The 14384-nt window shown below is 70.0% G+C and carries 11 protein-coding genes and 1 tRNA gene; 4 read left to right on the top strand and 8 right to left on the bottom strand.

Translation table 11 applies throughout. The features are described from left to right. The 5 genes from kdpB to IT293_11485 form a co-directional block, all read right to left on the bottom strand. The coding region (gene kdpB, locus IT293_11505) for a potassium-transporting ATPase subunit KdpB (protein ID MCC6765276.1) at positions 1-2068 on the bottom strand (2068 nt) is incomplete at its 3' end. 31 nt (positions 2069-2099) lie between these two features. After that, positions 2100-3902, bottom strand: a complete 1803-nt coding sequence (kdpA, locus tag IT293_11500) for a potassium-transporting ATPase subunit KdpA (protein ID MCC6765275.1) — start codon at positions 3900-3902, stop codon at positions 2100-2102. Next, complete coding sequence (gene kdpF, locus IT293_11495) at positions 3902-3991, bottom strand: K(+)-transporting ATPase subunit F (protein MCC6765274.1); 90 nt, start codon at positions 3989-3991, stop codon at positions 3902-3904. Before kdpF ends, kdpA begins: the two co-directional genes overlap by 1 nt. Before the next feature lie 480 nt (positions 3992-4471). Then, a complete protein-coding gene (locus IT293_11490) occupies positions 4472-4744 on the bottom strand; it encodes a hypothetical protein (protein MCC6765273.1) in 273 nt (90 codons plus the stop codon). A gap of 391 nt (positions 4745-5135) precedes the next feature. Further along, positions 5136-5208: transfer RNA gene (locus tag IT293_11485), tRNA-Ala, on the bottom strand. Between the two features lie 261 nt (positions 5209-5469). Here IT293_11485 and IT293_11480 point away from each other — a divergent pair. Further along, positions 5470-6807 (top strand): UTP--glucose-1-phosphate uridylyltransferase, encoded by a 1338-nt coding sequence (locus IT293_11480; protein ID MCC6765272.1) that lies wholly within the window; start codon positions 5470-5472, stop codon positions 6805-6807. 18 nt (positions 6808-6825) lie between these two features. Here IT293_11480 and dksA read toward each other — a convergent pair whose 3' ends face one another. Beyond that, positions 6826-7194, bottom strand: a complete 369-nt coding sequence (gene dksA / locus IT293_11475) for an RNA polymerase-binding protein DksA (GenBank protein MCC6765271.1) — start codon at positions 7192-7194, stop codon at positions 6826-6828. Positions 7195-7261: 67 nt separating this feature from the next. Between dksA and larC the strand changes: the two genes are divergently transcribed. The 3 genes from larC (at position 7262) to IT293_11460 (ending at position 10469) form a co-directional block, all read left to right on the top strand. Continuing rightward, positions 7262-8473 carry a nickel pincer cofactor biosynthesis protein LarC gene (gene larC / locus IT293_11470; GenBank protein MCC6765270.1) on the top strand — a complete coding sequence of 404 codons (1212 nt, stop codon included), beginning with the start codon at positions 7262-7264 and terminating at the stop codon, positions 8471-8473. A 111-nt stretch (positions 8474-8584) separates the two neighbouring features. Beyond that, positions 8585-9514 (top strand): cell wall-binding protein, encoded by a 930-nt coding sequence (locus tag IT293_11465; protein MCC6765269.1) that lies wholly within the window; start codon positions 8585-8587, stop codon positions 9512-9514. 58 nt (positions 9515-9572) lie between these two features. Continuing rightward, complete coding sequence (locus tag IT293_11460; protein ID MCC6765268.1) at positions 9573-10469, top strand: outer membrane lipoprotein-sorting protein; 897 nt, start codon at positions 9573-9575, stop codon at positions 10467-10469. Here IT293_11460 and IT293_11455 read toward each other — a convergent pair. Next, a complete protein-coding gene (locus tag IT293_11455; GenBank protein ID MCC6765267.1) occupies positions 10466-12886 on the bottom strand; it encodes an MMPL family transporter in 2421 nt (806 codons plus the stop codon). The two genes, IT293_11460 and IT293_11455, sit on opposite strands and share 4 nt — an antisense overlap. A gap of 237 nt (positions 12887-13123) precedes the next feature. Then, a complete protein-coding gene (locus tag IT293_11450) occupies positions 13124-14365 on the bottom strand; it encodes a cytochrome P450 (GenBank protein MCC6765266.1) in 1242 nt (413 codons plus the stop codon). Between the last annotated feature and the right edge of the window lie 19 nt (positions 14366-14384).

The raw sequence follows: 14384 nt of genomic DNA, 5'->3' as shown, positions 1-14384 counted from the left end.
CCGTGTCGATCGCCTTGATGCCGATGAACGGTGCGACGATGCCGCCGAGCCCGTAGACGAGGAGGTTGTCGCGCAGCAGCACCGACGCGCCGACGGCGCGGTAACGTACGCCACGGAGCGCGAGCGGGATCAAGGCGATGATGACGAGCGCGTTGAAGATGACGGCCGACAGGATCGCGCTCTCCGGCGTCGTGAGGCGCATGATGTCGAGGGCGCTCAGCGCGGGGTACGTGCCCGCGAAGGCGGCGGGGATGATCGCGAAGTACTTGGCGACGTCGTTGGCGATCGAAAACGTGGTGAGCGCCCCGCGCGTCATGAGGAGCTGCTTCCCGATCTCGACGATCTCGATCAACTTCGTCGGATTCGAGTCCAGATCGACCATGTTTCCGGCTTCCTTCGCGGCCTGCGTTCCGCTGTTCATGGCGACTGCGACGTCCGCCTGCGCGAGCGCCGGAGCGTCGTTCGTGCCGTCGCCCGTCATGGCCACGAGGCGTCCGCCGCGCTGGTACTCGCGGATGAGCTCGAGCTTCTTCTCGGGCGTCGCCTGGGCGAGGAAGTCGTCGACGCCGGCCTCCGCGGCGATGGTCGTCGCGGTGAGCGGATTGTCGCCCGTGATCATCACGGTCTTGATGCCCATGCGGCGGAGCTCGGCGAAGCGGTCCTTGATGCGGGTCTTGACGATGTCCTTCAGCTGGATGACGCCGAGCACCTGCGGGCCGTCGGCGACGACGAGCGGCGTTCCGCCCTCGCGGGCGATGCGCTCGACGTGGCTGCGCACGGGCGACGGAAACTGGCCCCCGTTCGCCGCGACGTACTCCTCGATCGCGTCCGCGGAGCCCTTGCGGATGTGGCGGCGGTCGAAGTCGACGCCGCTCATGCGCGTCTGGGCGCTGAACGGCACGAACGTGGCGCCGAGCGCGTGGATGTCGCGCTCGCGGAGGCCGTATCGTTCCTTGGCGAGGACGACGACGCTGCGCCCCTCGGGCGTTTCGTCGGCGAGCGAGGCGAGCTGCGCGGCGTCGGCGAGACGGTCCAGGCCGACGCCGTCGGTCGGGATGAACGCCGTGGCTTGCCGGTTGCCGAGCGTGATCGTGCCCGTCTTGTCGAGCAGCAGCACGTCGACGTCGCCCGCCGCCTCGACGGCGCGGCCCGAGATCGCGATGACGTTCGCCTGGATCATGCGGTCCATGCCGGCGATGCCGATTGCCGAGAGGAGGCCGCCGATGGTGGTCGGGATCAGGCACACGAGGAGCGCCGTCAGGGCCGTCATCGTGACGGGGATCCCTTGGCCGGCCTCGTTCACGGCGTAGATCGAGAACGGCAGCAGCGTCACGGTCGCGAGCAGGAAGATGATCGTGAAGCCGGCGAGGAGGATGTTCAGCGCGATCTCGTTGGGCGTCTTCTGGCGCGTGGCGCCTTCGACCATCCCGATCATGCGATCCAGGAAGGTTTCGCCGGGATCGGTGGTGACGCGGATCACGAGCCAATCCGAGAGGACGCGGGTGCCGCCGGTGACGGCGCTGCGGTCGCCGCCGGCCTCGCGGATCACGGGCGCGCTCTCGCCGGTGATCGCGCTCTCGTCGACCGACGCGATCCCCAACACGATCTCGCCGTCGCTCGGCACGAACTCGCCCGCCTCGACCAGCACCACGTCGCCCTTGCGCAGCGCCGCGCTGGTGGTGGACGTCGTGCGCGCGTCGGCCGGCGTGAAGGAGCCGTTCGACGGCGCCTTCGCGAGCTTCCGCGCCACGATGTCGCGCCGCGCCTTGCGGAGCGCGTCGGCCTGCGCTTTGCCGCGCCCCTCCGCCATCGCCTCCGCGAAATTGGCGAAGAGCAGGGTGAACCAGAGCCAGAGCGATACGGTCAGGATGAACCAGGTCGGCGCCTCGCCGTGTCCGCCGAGCGCCTGGAAGAACAGGGTCGTAGCCAGTACGCTGCCGAGCAGCACGACGAACATCACCGGGTTACGCACCTGGTGGCGCGGGTCGAGCTTGGTGAACGAGGCGACGATCGCGCCGCGGACGATCTCGGGATCGAAAAGCGGGCGCGTTCTGGCGTGTGTGGACATGGCTTCCTCTCCGTGGACGAGCGCTGCGTACTCACTGGTACAGCATGACGTGCTCGACGATCGGCCCGAGCGCGAGCGCGGGTACGAAGGTGAGGACGCCGACGAGGATGACGACGCCGATGAGCATGCACACGAAGAGCGGCGTGTGGGTGGGCAGCGTCCCGGCACCGGCGGGCACGTGCTTCTTCCGTGCGAGCGAGCCGGCGATCGCGAGCGTCGGGATCGCTAGCCAGTAGCGCGAGATCAGCATCGCGAGGCCGCCGGCCGTGTTGTAGAATGGTACGTTCGCCGAGAGGCCGGCAAAAGCACTGCCGTTGTTGTTGCCCATCGAGCTGAAGGCGTAGAGGATCTCGCTGAATCCGTGCGCGCCCTTGTTGAAGCGGCTCGCGAGGCCGGCCTCGGTGATCACCGCGAGGGCCGTGAAGCCGAGGACGACGATCGGCGGGATGAGAATCATGATCGACGCCATCTTCATCTCGTAGGCCTCGATCTTCTTGCCGAGGTACTCCGGCGTGCGGCCGACCATGAGGCCGGCGACGAAGACTGCGACGATGGCGAAGATCAGCATGCCGTAGAGGCCGGAGCCGACACCGCCGTAGACGACCTCGCCGAGCTGCATCATGAAGAGCGGCACGAGACCCCCGAGCGGTGTGAACGAATCGTGCATCGCGTTCACCGACCCGTTGGAGACGGCGGTCGTGGCGGTCGCCCAGAGAGCGGAGTTGACGACGCCGAAGCGCGCCTCCTTGCCCTCCATGTTGCCGCCCGGCTGGACGTCGCTCGCGACGACGTCGGCGCCGGCCGCGGCGTGCCGCGGGTTGCCGCGGGACTCCGCCCACTCGCAGACGCCGACCATCACGACGAAGATGACGGTCATGGCGGCGAGCACGGCCCATCCCTGGCGGGTGTCGCCGACCATCTGTCCGAAAGTGTGGCAGAGGGCCGCCGCGATCAGCAGGAGCGCCAGCATCTCGAAGAAATTCGAGAGCGGCGTCGGGTTTTCGTAAGGATGCGCGGAGTTGGCGTTGAAGAAGCCGCCGCCGTTCGTGCCGAGCTGCTTGATCGCGATCTGCGACGACGCGGGCCCCATGGGGAGCGTCTGCTCGGTGACGACGGTCGTCTCGGTCTTCGGCTCGCCCTTCCCGTCGCGCACGGGGTTGCCGTCGGCGTCCTTGACCGGCGACGTCACCGACGTCGTCTGGAGGAGCGGCACCGCCTTGTAGGCGCTGAAGTTCTGGACCACGCCCTGCGACGCCTGCACGAGCGCGAGCACGATCGAGAGCGGCAGCAGGATGTGGAGCGTGCTGCGGGTGAGGTCACTCCAGAAGTTGCCGATCCCTCGCGTCGCCGAGTTGCGGAAGCCGCGGATGAACGCCGCCAGGACGGCCATGCCGGTCGCTGCGGAGACGAAGTTCTGCACCGCGAGTCCGAGCATCTGCGTCAGGTAGCTCATGGTCGCTTCGCCGACGTATCCTTGCCAGTTGGTGTTGGTGGCGAAGCTCGCCGCCGTATTGAAGGACGAATCGGGGGTCACCGCGGCGAACCCTTGCGGGTTGAGCGGCAAGACGCTCTGCAGGCGCTGCAGTCCGTACACCACGAGCAATCCGAGGAAGTTGAAGAGGAGCATCGCGACCGCGTACGTCTTCCAGGTCATGTCCTGCTCGGGGTCGATCCCCGAGATACGGTAGATCGCGCGTTCGATCGGAGCGAGGACGGGCGAGAGCCAGGTCGACTTGCCGTCGTAGACCCGCGCCATGAAGGCCCCGAGGGGCTTTGCGAGCGCGAGCAGAACGATCACATACACGCCCACCTGCAGAAAGCCGTTGGTGGTCATCAGAAGAGCTCCGGTTTGAGAAGGGCCACGAAGAGGTAGACGAAGAGGCCGAGACTCACGACCCCGCCCAGCACGTAGAAGATCGTCATCGGTTCCCCCTCACAGGCGATCGAGGATCTCGATCATCGCCCACGAGACCGCGAAGAAACCGCTGATCAGTCCGAGATACACCAGGTCCATGCCGTGCCTCCGTATGGCTCTCGTGAGAGCAACCGACATGCCGTGGCGTCGGAGGGCCTTCCTTCGAGGGTTTTCGCGCACCGCGCGGCGCCGGGGGCTGCAGAACGCACCGCCGGCAATGCGGTACGCAATGCGGGCCGAACCTCCGGCGGCCCTCCCGGCGTTGCGCAGCCCGAGGTGCCGGCGCCGTTCGCGCGCGGGCCCGAGATCTTAGCGGCGATCGAGCGGAGACGGTTCGGTTGCTGCGTCCCGCTTACCCCGCGCCGCCCACGGTTGTCCTTCCCGAGATCCTCGCGCGATCGTCGCCGCACGATACGGGGGCGGGGAGGGCACGGGCGTGGTGCCCGGGCAGGCCCGGGCACCACGAGAGCGTCACGATCGGGCCGGCCTCAACAGGCCGACCCGCGTCGTGCGACGCCGTTGAAGCTCGGTGCGGCGGTCGGCCGCGGACTCGACGCCGACGGCGGCGACAAGCTGAAGCTCGTCTGGATGCCTTCGGCTGCGAGCCGTTGCAGGAAGGTCGACACGCGTTGGTAGGTCGCGATCGAGCTCGGCCGATCGATGCGAAGCTCGAGGCGCGTGTCGCTGCTCGCGGCGGCGCGGAGGTCGTGCACGTGCGTCCGGAGGTTCTCCAGGTCGTACGGCGTTGCCTCGGCGGCCACGTAGAGCGAGCCACGGGGAGAAACGATCCGCGCGTGAAACATGTCTGCCTCGCAGCAGGTGGGAGTACCGGAACGTCCGGAGTGTAGAGACGTCGCGGCTCGCATTGCAATCCCGTCCGCACGTGAGACGCGCATTTTTTTCGCTCGTGGCGTGCGTCGCGTCATCTTGGCGCATCGTCGTCCGCGCGGTCAGCATCGAAAGGGGGGCGCTCGACCGCGCGGAGGATCGCATGGCACCTGGCCAGCACCGGGGCGCCCGCGTCGGGGCTCGTTGGTCGATCCGCCTCCGGTGTCGGCTTCCGAAAGCCGAGCCCGGGGACGATCGCGCGAACGCGGCCGGCTACGCGATCGTCCCGACTCCCGGTGCGGACTCGGCGTTCGAGGATGGAAGTGGAGCAGAAGGGGTTCGAACCCTCGACCCCCACGTTGCGAACGTGGTGCTCTCCCAGCTGAGCTACTGCCCCAGAGTGCTGCGGAGACGGCAACGTAGCAGCGCGCGGGCGCCGCTTCAAGGCGAGCGGACGAGATCGTTCGTTCCCGGCCGCAAGTGCCGGGGGGATCGTCGATAACTCGGCGGGACTTCGATCACGCGGCGCCGGGTCGACATCCTGACGCGCGTGCCCGCGTGAGAGCGCGACGACGGCCCGCGATTCTCGGGCGCGGAGCCAGCTGCTACAACCGCCGCGATGACCTCCCGCGACCAGTTGCCGCTCTTCGCGGCGCGCATGCGCGCCGCGGGCCTCCCGGAACTCGCCGTCAAGACGTTCGAGCACTACTACGCGCAGCTCGTGGCCGGAGCCACCGGTCTCGTCCCGGAGCGCGAGATCGAGCCGATCGGCGTGCTGCCGGACGCGACGACGTTCGGACCCGCGCTCGCGGAGCGCGGGCGGCGCGCGCTCGCCAAGACGGTTCTCGTCAAATTGAACGGCGGGCTCGCGACCAGCATGGGGCTCACGGGTCCGAAAGCCCTCCTCACGGTCAAGGGCGACCTCACGTTCCTCGACGTCGTGATGCGGCAAGCGGAGACGCATCGCATTCCGCTCGTGCTGATGGACAGCTTCAGCACCCACGCGGCGACGCTCGCCGCGGTCGCGAAGCACCCGAAGTCGCGCGCCGACCTCGTGGTCGCCTTCGAGCAGCACATGATCCCGAAGGTCACGAAGGACGGGTTTGCGCCCGGCGCGTGGCCGAAGGATCCGCAGCTCGAATGGTGCCCGCCGGGGCACGGCAACCTCTACGCCGCGCTCGCGACGAGCGGCGCGCTCGGTCGCCTGCTCGCCGACGGGTACGAGCACGCGTTCGTCTCGAACGTCGACAACCTCGGCGCCGTGATCGACCCGGCGATCCTCGGCCATTTCGTCGAACATGGATACGCATTCATGATGGAGGTGACGGATCGCACCGAGGCCGACAAGAAGGGGGGCCACCTCGCCCGCCATCGCGACGGTCGGCTCGTCCTGCGCGAGTCGGCGCAGTGCCCCCCCGACGAGCAGGCCGCGTTCCAGGACGTCGCTCGCCATCGCTACTTCAACACCAACAACATCTGGCTGAGCCTGCCGCGCTTGCAGGCGTTCCTCGACGCCAACGCGGGCGTCGTGCGGCTGCCGATGATCCGCAACACCAAGACGATCGACCCGCGCGATCCGGCGTCACCGGTCGTCTACCAGCTGGAGACTGCGATGGGCGCGGCCATCGAGCTCTTCGCCGACGCGGCGGCGCTGCGGGTGCCGCGCCTGCGCTTCGCGGCGGTGAAGAAGACGGGCGATCTCCTCGGCATCCGCTCGGACGCCTTCGTGCTGACCGACGACAGCCGGATCGTTCCGAATCCGGCGCGCACGCTCGGAACGCTGGTCGTGAACCTCGACGACCGTTTCTACGCCTTCATCGACCAGATGGAGGCGCGCTTTCCGCACGGAGCGCCTTCGCTCCTCGCGTGCGAGAAGCTCGAGGTCGCGGGCGACGTGCGCTTCGGGAGGAACGTCGTCGTGCGCGGCACGGTCCGCGTCGTCAACGAGGGCGACGCTCCGCGCGAGATTCCCGACGGCACGGTGCTCTCCGGCTGAAGCCGGTGGCGCCGCGGTTCAGCCGCCGCGCAGCCTCCGTTCTTCCGCCTCCTGCATCGACTTGCAGTCGATGCAGAGCGTCGTGACGGGGCGCGCCTCCAGGCGCTCGCGGCCGATGCTCTCGCCGCACTCCTCGCACTTGCCGTAGCTGCCGTCGTCGATACGCGCGAGGGCTTCCTTGATCTTGACGATGAGCTTGCGCTCGCGGTCGCGGATGCGGAGCGTGAAGTTGCGGTTCGACTCGAGGGAGGCGCGATCGGTCGGGTCGGGGAAGTTCTCCGCCTTCGCGTCGGTCATCCCGTCGACGGTGCGATCGGCTTCCTCGAGCAGCTCCGCCAGCTTCTCGTTCAGCAGGGTTTGGAAATGCTTCAGCTCGCGTTCACGCATCCACGGCTCGCAAAAAGGGTGGGTAAGGTACCATAGCGCTTCGAGACTGCAAACGAACGACCTTGCGGTGGCGTCGGACGCGGGCTACGAGCCCGCCATGCAGGCGTTCTTCGACGCGTTTTCCGGCCTCTCGGGCGACATGACGGTCGGTGCCCTGCTCGATCTCGGGGCGCCGATCGAGGACGTGCGCGCGGCGCTCGGAGGGCTCGGGCTCCCGGACGTCGACGTCGGCGCGGAGCGCCGCGAGGTCGGGGGCATCGCCGCGACGAAGTTCGTCGTCACCACGCGCGAGCCCCCGGGCGAGCGCGACTTCGCGACGGTCCGTGCGATCCTCGCGCGGGGCGGGCTCGCGACGCCGGTGCGCGATCGCGCGCTCGCCGCGTTCGCTGCACTCGCGGAGGCCGAGGCCCGGGTGCACGCCACGCCGGTCGACCGCGTGCACTTCCACGAGGTCGGCGGGGCCGACGCGATCGCCGACGTGGTGGCGGCCGCCGTCGGCTTCGAAGCGCTCGGCATCACGAGGCTCTTCGTCGGGCCGCTGCCGCTCGGCAGCGGCATGGTCGAGAGTCGGCACGGGCCGCTGCCGGTGCCGGCGCCCGCCACGGTGGACCTGTTGCGCGGCTATGCGGTCCGGGCGGGCGACGGGGCCGGCGAGATGGTCACGCCGACCGGCGCGGCGATCCTACGGGGCTTCGGCGCGGTGGCGTCGCCGCCGCCCGCGCTCCGGCCGGTTGGCGTCGGCTATGGGGCGGGTACGCGCCAGCTCGCCGATCGTCCGAACCTCCTGCGGGTGATCCTCGGCGAGGCCGCGGAGGTTCCTACCGGGCTCGCGACCGACGTGATGCTGATCGTCGAGTGCAACATCGACGACATGAGCCCGGAGCTCTACGAGCACGTGATGGCGCGACTCTTCGCGGCCGGCGCCGTCGACGTGGCGCTCGTGCCGGTGCACATGAAGAAGAACCGTCCGGGTGTGACCGTGCAGGCGCTCGTGCCGCCGGAGCGCCGCGCCGCCGTCGCCGCGGTGCTCTTCGCGGAGACGACGACGCTCGGCGTCCGGTGTCACGCGGTGACGCGTCTCGTGGTGCCGCGCCGGAGCGGCGAGGTCGGGACGGTCTACGGTCCGATCGCCGTCAAGATCGCGGGGAGCGACGGGACGCCGGCGCTCGTGACGCCGGAGTACGAGAGCTGCCGGCGTGCGGCGGAGCGCCACGGCGTGCCGCTGCGCGTGGTGTACGCCGCGGCGCAGGCCGCCGCCGCGACCGTACGCGTGACCTGAAGGGCCGTCGCTCGCGGAGGGATCCCGCACCGCGGCCGGAAGCCGTCCGTGCGGACTCCTAGCCACGAGCCGCGACATGTGATCTGTGACCCGCACGAAAGGAGAGTCCGGATGGGTCGAGGCTTGCGGGGATTCGGAGCGCGCGCGTTCGTTCGCGCCGCGCTCGGATTGGCGATGGTCGCGCTGGCCGCCTGCGGGGGGGGCGGGAGCGGCGACGACGACAACCAGGACGGCTATCGCAGCGTCGTATTGGGCAGCGCCGGCTACGTCGCCGCCGGGACGCGCGGGATCCTGTCGGTCGCGACGAACGGCGGGAAGTTCGACGGCGTCGAGTCGGGCGTCCGCGCGACCCTGAACGGCGTCACGTTCGCCGACGGCCGCTACGTCGTGGTCGGCGACTCGGGCACCGTCCTTACCTCGACCGACGCCTTCACCTGGACGATCGAGACCGTTCCGACCACGGCATCCTTGCAGGACGTGACGTTCGTGGACGGCCGCTACATCGCCGTCGGCTACGCGGGCACCATTCTCACCTCGGCCGACGCGCGCCTCTGGACGCCGAGGGGCTCCGGCACCACGACCGCGCTCCGCGGCATCACCGCCGGCGAAGGCCGCTTGGTCGTCGTCGGCGATTCCGGGATCATCCTCACCTCGACCGACGGCGAGGCGTGGTCGCCGGTCGCGTCGAACACCGGCAACGCGCTCGCGCGCGTCCGCTACGGCGCGGGACGCTTCGTCGCCGTCGGCTTCGTCGGCACGGTCGCGGTCTCCGACGACGGTCTCGCGTGGAGCGCGCGCCGCGAGAACTTCCAGAACTTCGCGACCCTCTCCGACCTGGTGTTCGCGCGTGACCAGTTCGTGATCGTCGGGCTCGGCGGCACCATCGTGACGACGCCGAACGGCGACGTCCTGACCCAACAGATCTCGCGGACGAGCCGCCAGCTCTCGGGCGTGACGTTCGGCGCCGACGAGTACGTCGCGGTCGGCGGCGACCTCGTCGTCGACCGCTCGCCGGACGGCGTCGACTGGGAGGTGGACTAGGTTCGGAATCTGTGCGCCTCCGTCGACTCGCCGCGCGGGCCACGGTAGCGTCGCCGCCGTGACGGCGACGCGTCGATGGAGGTTCGGCTCCGCGATCGCGCTCGTGGGGATGCTGCTCCGGACGTCGGGAGCGGCGGCGGAGCCCATGGCGCCCGAGCGCGCCGTCGAGACGCCCACGCCGCGCGAGCTCGAGGAGATCCTTCCCGAGGGCACGACGCTCGGCGGCCGCGAGATCTACGACCGCCTCTTCAAGAACCGCAAGCGGCTGCGCACGGTCGTCGAGGTCGGGCGCATCCTGTCGAAGGATCCCGCCGGCAATCCCCAGGAGACGCGCTTCGAACTCCGCGCCAAGGACTACCGCGGTCCCGACGACCAGCCGACCGAGGGCGTCTTCGCCAAGGTCGTGATCATCCTGACGGGGCCGCGCGACATCGAGCACACCGGCTACCTGTACGTGCACCGGAGCGACCGGGCCGACGACCAGTTCCTCTACTCGCCGATGCGCAAGCGGGTCGCGCGCGCCAGCCTGCGCGGGCAGAACGTCGCCGGCACCGACTTCAGCTTCGACGACTTCCTGACCACGCTCGACGACCTCGAGCAGGCGACCTATCGCCGCCTTCCGGACGAGGCCGTCGACGGGGCGCCGTGCTACGTCGTCGAGGCGACGATGCTGAAGAGCAGCCGCTCGCGCTACTCGCGGAGCGTCGCCGCGATCGAGAAGGAGCACTACGTTCCGCTGCGCACCCGCTACTGGGACGACGTCGGCGTCGCCGTGAAGGAGCTCCGCTCGCCGCGCGCGTCCCTGAAGGCGTTCGACGGTGTCTGGGTGCCGACCGAGTCGACGATGACGGACCTGCTCGAGGACACGCACTCGACGGTGACGCTGCAGCGAGTCGATCCGAACCCGGCGCTCGACGACGGCGAGTTCAACACCGCGGCGCTCGAGCGCCGCTAGGGCCAGCTAGGGCCGGGCGCTCGGACGCGAACGCGGGAGAGCAGGGCGGGCAACATCAGCAGGTCGCCCCAGAGGCAGATCTGGATGGTGAGCGCCGAGAGCCAGCCGAACTGGCGAAGCGTCGCGAAGCCCGAGAGCGTCAACACGAGATATCCCGCGGTCAGCATGAGCGAGGTCGTGACGATGGGCGTCCCGAGCTCGCGCAGGCACGTCGCCGCCGCCTCCGGGGCGGCGAGTCCCGTCGCGCGCAGGCGCTGGTAGTTCACGATGAAGTGGGCCGTGTCGTCGATCGCGATGCCGAGCGCGACCGAGCCGATGAGGCTCGTCGGCAGCGACAGATCGGCGAGCCCGGCTCCGAGGAGGCCGAAGAACACTACGACCGGGGCCACGTTCGGCGCCATGGCGACCAAGCCGACGCGCGGCGAGCGGAACGAGGTCGTGACGAGGATCAGGATGGTCGCGGCGGTGAGCGCCATCGACGTCAGCTGGTTGCCGGCGATGCCGTCCGACGCCTGCGTGAATACGACGGTGTTGCCGGTGATCGCCGCGGTGAGCTCGGGCGGCAGCGCGGCGGCCGCGATCGCCTCCTCGAGCCGTCGCTTCAGCGCCGCGACCTCCGCCGAGCCCGTGACCGCCGTTCGCACGAGCAGGTTCGCCCGACTGTGGTTGGCGTTGGCGAATCGGCGGAGCTTGTTCTTTGGGATCAGGAACAGCAAGTCCGCGATCTCCTGGCGCGTCGCGGGCACGGTTTCGAAGACCGGATCGTCCCGCTCGACGGCGCGATGCAGGACCGCGAGCAGATCGACGATCGAGAGCGTCGCGCTCACGCCCGGGACGCGGTCGACGAGGCCCTGCAGGCGTTCGAGCGCCCGGACGTTGACGGGCTCGCGGAAGGCGCCCTCCCCGCGCCCGCTCACCGTGAGGTAGATCGGCACCGCACCGACGAGCCGTTCGCTCGTCGTCGCGAAGTCGCGGCGCACGTCGGAACGCGTGTCGAAGAAGCTCAGATAGTCGGTGTCGACCACGATGGACGGGATCGCGGCGGCGGCGGCGAGCGTGATGCCCGTCCACGTCACGAGGATCGGCGTCGGACGTCGGGTCGCGAGGTCCGCGAGCACCGCCAGGAGCCGCTCGATCGCCGCGCCGAGCCGGCGGCTCACGCGGCTGGCGACGCCGCCTGCGGACCCGCGCTCCTTCCGCGGGACGGGGAGACAGGCGAGGAGCGCGGGCACGCCGGTCACCGCGACCAGGGACATCGCCGAGACGCCGAGGATCGAGTAGGTCGCGAACTCGCCGATCGCGGGCTGCGGCGACACGAGGAGCGCCGCGAAGCCGATCACCGTCGTCACTCCCGAGATCATGACGGGGAGGATCGTGTCGGCGAGGCATGCGGTCGCGGCCGCCGGCGCGTCGCGGAGCTCGCCGGCGAGCACGTCGTAGCGGGCCATCACGTGCACGCCGTAGACGCTGCCGATGCAGATCAGCATCGGGCCGAGGACGATCGTGATGAGGTTCAGCGCCTGGCCCGCGGCCGCGAGCGCCCCGAAGGTCCAGAGGGTGGCGACCAGGCTCGCGCCGACCGGAATCGCGGCCGCGCGCAGCGAGCCGGAGATCAGCCAGCAGACGCCGGTGCCGACCGCCACCGCGAGCGGAATCAGCCGGAAGACGTCGTGGAACATGACGTCGGCGGCGCGGGCCTTTACGTGCTGCCGCCCCGTCACGAAGAAGCGGCGACCCGGCGCGGCCTCGGATCCGACGATCGCGCGGACGGTGTCGTCGAGGCCCGCCGCCACGAACTCGCCGTCGGTCATCGTGCGGAACGAGACGTTGATCGCCGCGGCGCGGCCGTCGCGAGAGACGACGGTCTTCGGATAGAGCCGGTCGGAGAGGGCGCGCCTACGGAGCCGCGCGAGGGCGTCGGCGTCGGTGGGGATCACGTCGATGAAGGGTTCGACCGCGAGGAGGTCGTCGCGCGCATCGTAGCGAAAAGCGGTCGCGTCGAGGATCGTCTCCGTCGCGCGCACGCCGGGGAGCCGTCGGATCCGTTCGCTAATGCGGCGGATCGCGTGCAGGTGCTCCGCAACGAAGATCCCGTCCGGGGTGTCCATGCCGATCACCATGACGTCGTCGTCGCCGAAGTTGCGGATCGCGTCAGCGTAGACGTCGCGGCCTGGGTCGCCGACGGGTAGCAGGGGCTCCTCCGACGGATCGAGCCGGATTCCCCCGTTCGGCGCGCTTGGGTGCAGCACCAGCCATACCGCTCCCACGGTCACGAGCGCCAGCACCCCGAGCACGAGGCGGCGCCACCGGATCACCGCCGCCGGCCGCACCCACGCTCCCGCGTACGCCGCGCTCATCCCTCCCGCGAGCAGCAGCACCACCCGCAACGACTCCGTCAGGAGGTCACCCCCGAGCACGGCACCCCCCGAGTCTCCCAGCGCCAACGTGCCGCCGCAACCCGAACGACGATGACCCTCGCTTCAGTCAGAGCTGAGAAGTCGGGGCGAGCGAAGCGAAGCCCCCACCAAGCGCACGCGCCACCCCGCGCAGCCCGTCGAGAAGGGTCGAGATGCGAGGCGCGAGGAAGCGAACGCGGAGGCGTAGCGGAGCTACGCCGCACAAGTGAGCGACCGAGCAACGAAGCAGGTCGGCCCTTATCGGCGGGCTGCGAGTGCGAGGGGGAGGTGGCGGATGCCGGTGTGCTTGTTGCTCCGCACCCATTCGACCGGTCCCACCACCTCGCATCGCGCCACGCGCTCCAGCAACGCCTCCAGCACCACCCGGATCTCCATCCGCGCCAGCACCGCCCCGAGGCAGAAATGGTTTCCGTGCCCGAAGGCGAGGTGGCGATTCGGGTGCCGCTGCACGTCGAAGCGGAAGGGGTCCGGGAACACCGCCTCGTCGCGATTCGCCGACGACCACCAGAGCGTCACCTTGTCGCCGGCGGCAATGCGCTCGCCGCCGAGGACCGCGTCGCGCGTGGCCGTGCGGCGGTTGTAGGCGGTAGTCGAGGCCCAGCGCAGGATCTCCTCGACGGCGCTCGGCATCAGGGCCGGGTCGCGCGCGAGGTCCTCCCAGGCATCGCGGTGCTCGATGAGCGCGAGCAGTCCGATCGCGATCGAGTTCCTCGTCGTCTCGCTGCCGGCCGCGATCAACAGGTTGAAGAACATCAACGCCTCGAGATCGCTCGGCGGGCCGTTGCTGCCGTCGGGATTCGTGATCGTGCCGTGGATGACGGCCGACAGCATGTCGTCGCCGGGGGCGCGGCGCTTCTCGGCGATCAGGCTCGCGCCATACTCGAACATCGCGGCATGCGCGGCTTGCGTGCGCGCGTCGATTTCGCCGAGGTCGCGGCCGTCGTAGTCGAGCGTCGCGTTCGCCCAGGCGAAGAGGCGATGGCGGTCCGCCTGCGGGACGCCGAGGAGGCGGGCGACCGCCTGCAGCGACAGCTCGGCGGCGACGTCGACCAGGAAGTCGCAACGCCCGCGCGCGACGGCCGCATCGGCGATCGCAATCGCCCGTGCGCGGAGCTCCTGCTCGAGCGCCGCCAGCGCCCGCGGCGAGACGGTGCCGGTCGCGAGCCGCCGGAGCTTCTGGTGGCGGGGATCGTCCATCATGTTGAGGAGAACGCCGACGGCGAAGCCGGCCGGCAGATCCTCGATGAGCGTGCCGCCGCCGTCGCGCGCTCCGCCGCGCTCCGAGGAAAAGGTGGCGGCGTCCGACGCGACCGCGACCACGTCGGCGTGGCGGCTGACGACCCAGAACCCTTCGCCGCCCGGTGTGTGGCACGTCGGCGGATGGAACCACACCGGCGCCTCGCGGCGGAGGCGCGTGAACACGTCGTGGGGAAACCCCGCCGCGAAGCGGTCGAGATCGGTGAGGTCGACGTCCTGCACGCGAGACCAGTGTCGCGTG

The sequence above is a fragment of the Deltaproteobacteria bacterium genome (assembly GCA_020848745.1).
Lineage (GTDB): Bacteria > Desulfobacterota > Binatia > UTPRO1 > UTPRO1 > UTPRO1.
Note: the sequence above shows the minus strand (reverse complement) of the source record. Positions and strands in the feature narration are given on the sequence as shown.

Bases quoted from the DNA above. Each gene is read 5' to 3' on its own strand.
- kdpA (MCC6765275.1), bottom strand. From the start codon at position 3,902: ATGACCACCAACGGCTTTCTGCAGGTGGGCGTGTATGTGATCGTTCTG.
- kdpF (MCC6765274.1), bottom strand. From the start codon at position 3,991: ATGACGATCTTCTACGTGCTGGGCGGGGTCGTGAGTCTCGGCCTCTTC.
- IT293_11480 (MCC6765272.1), top strand. From the start codon at position 5,470: ATGCGCGCCGCGGGCCTCCCGGAACTCGCCGTCAAGACGTTCGAGCAC.
- dksA (MCC6765271.1), bottom strand. From the start codon at position 7,194: ATGCGTGAACGCGAGCTGAAGCATTTCCAAACCCTGCTGAACGAGAAG.
- IT293_11465 (MCC6765269.1), top strand. From the start codon at position 8,585: ATGGGTCGAGGCTTGCGGGGATTCGGAGCGCGCGCGTTCGTTCGCGCC.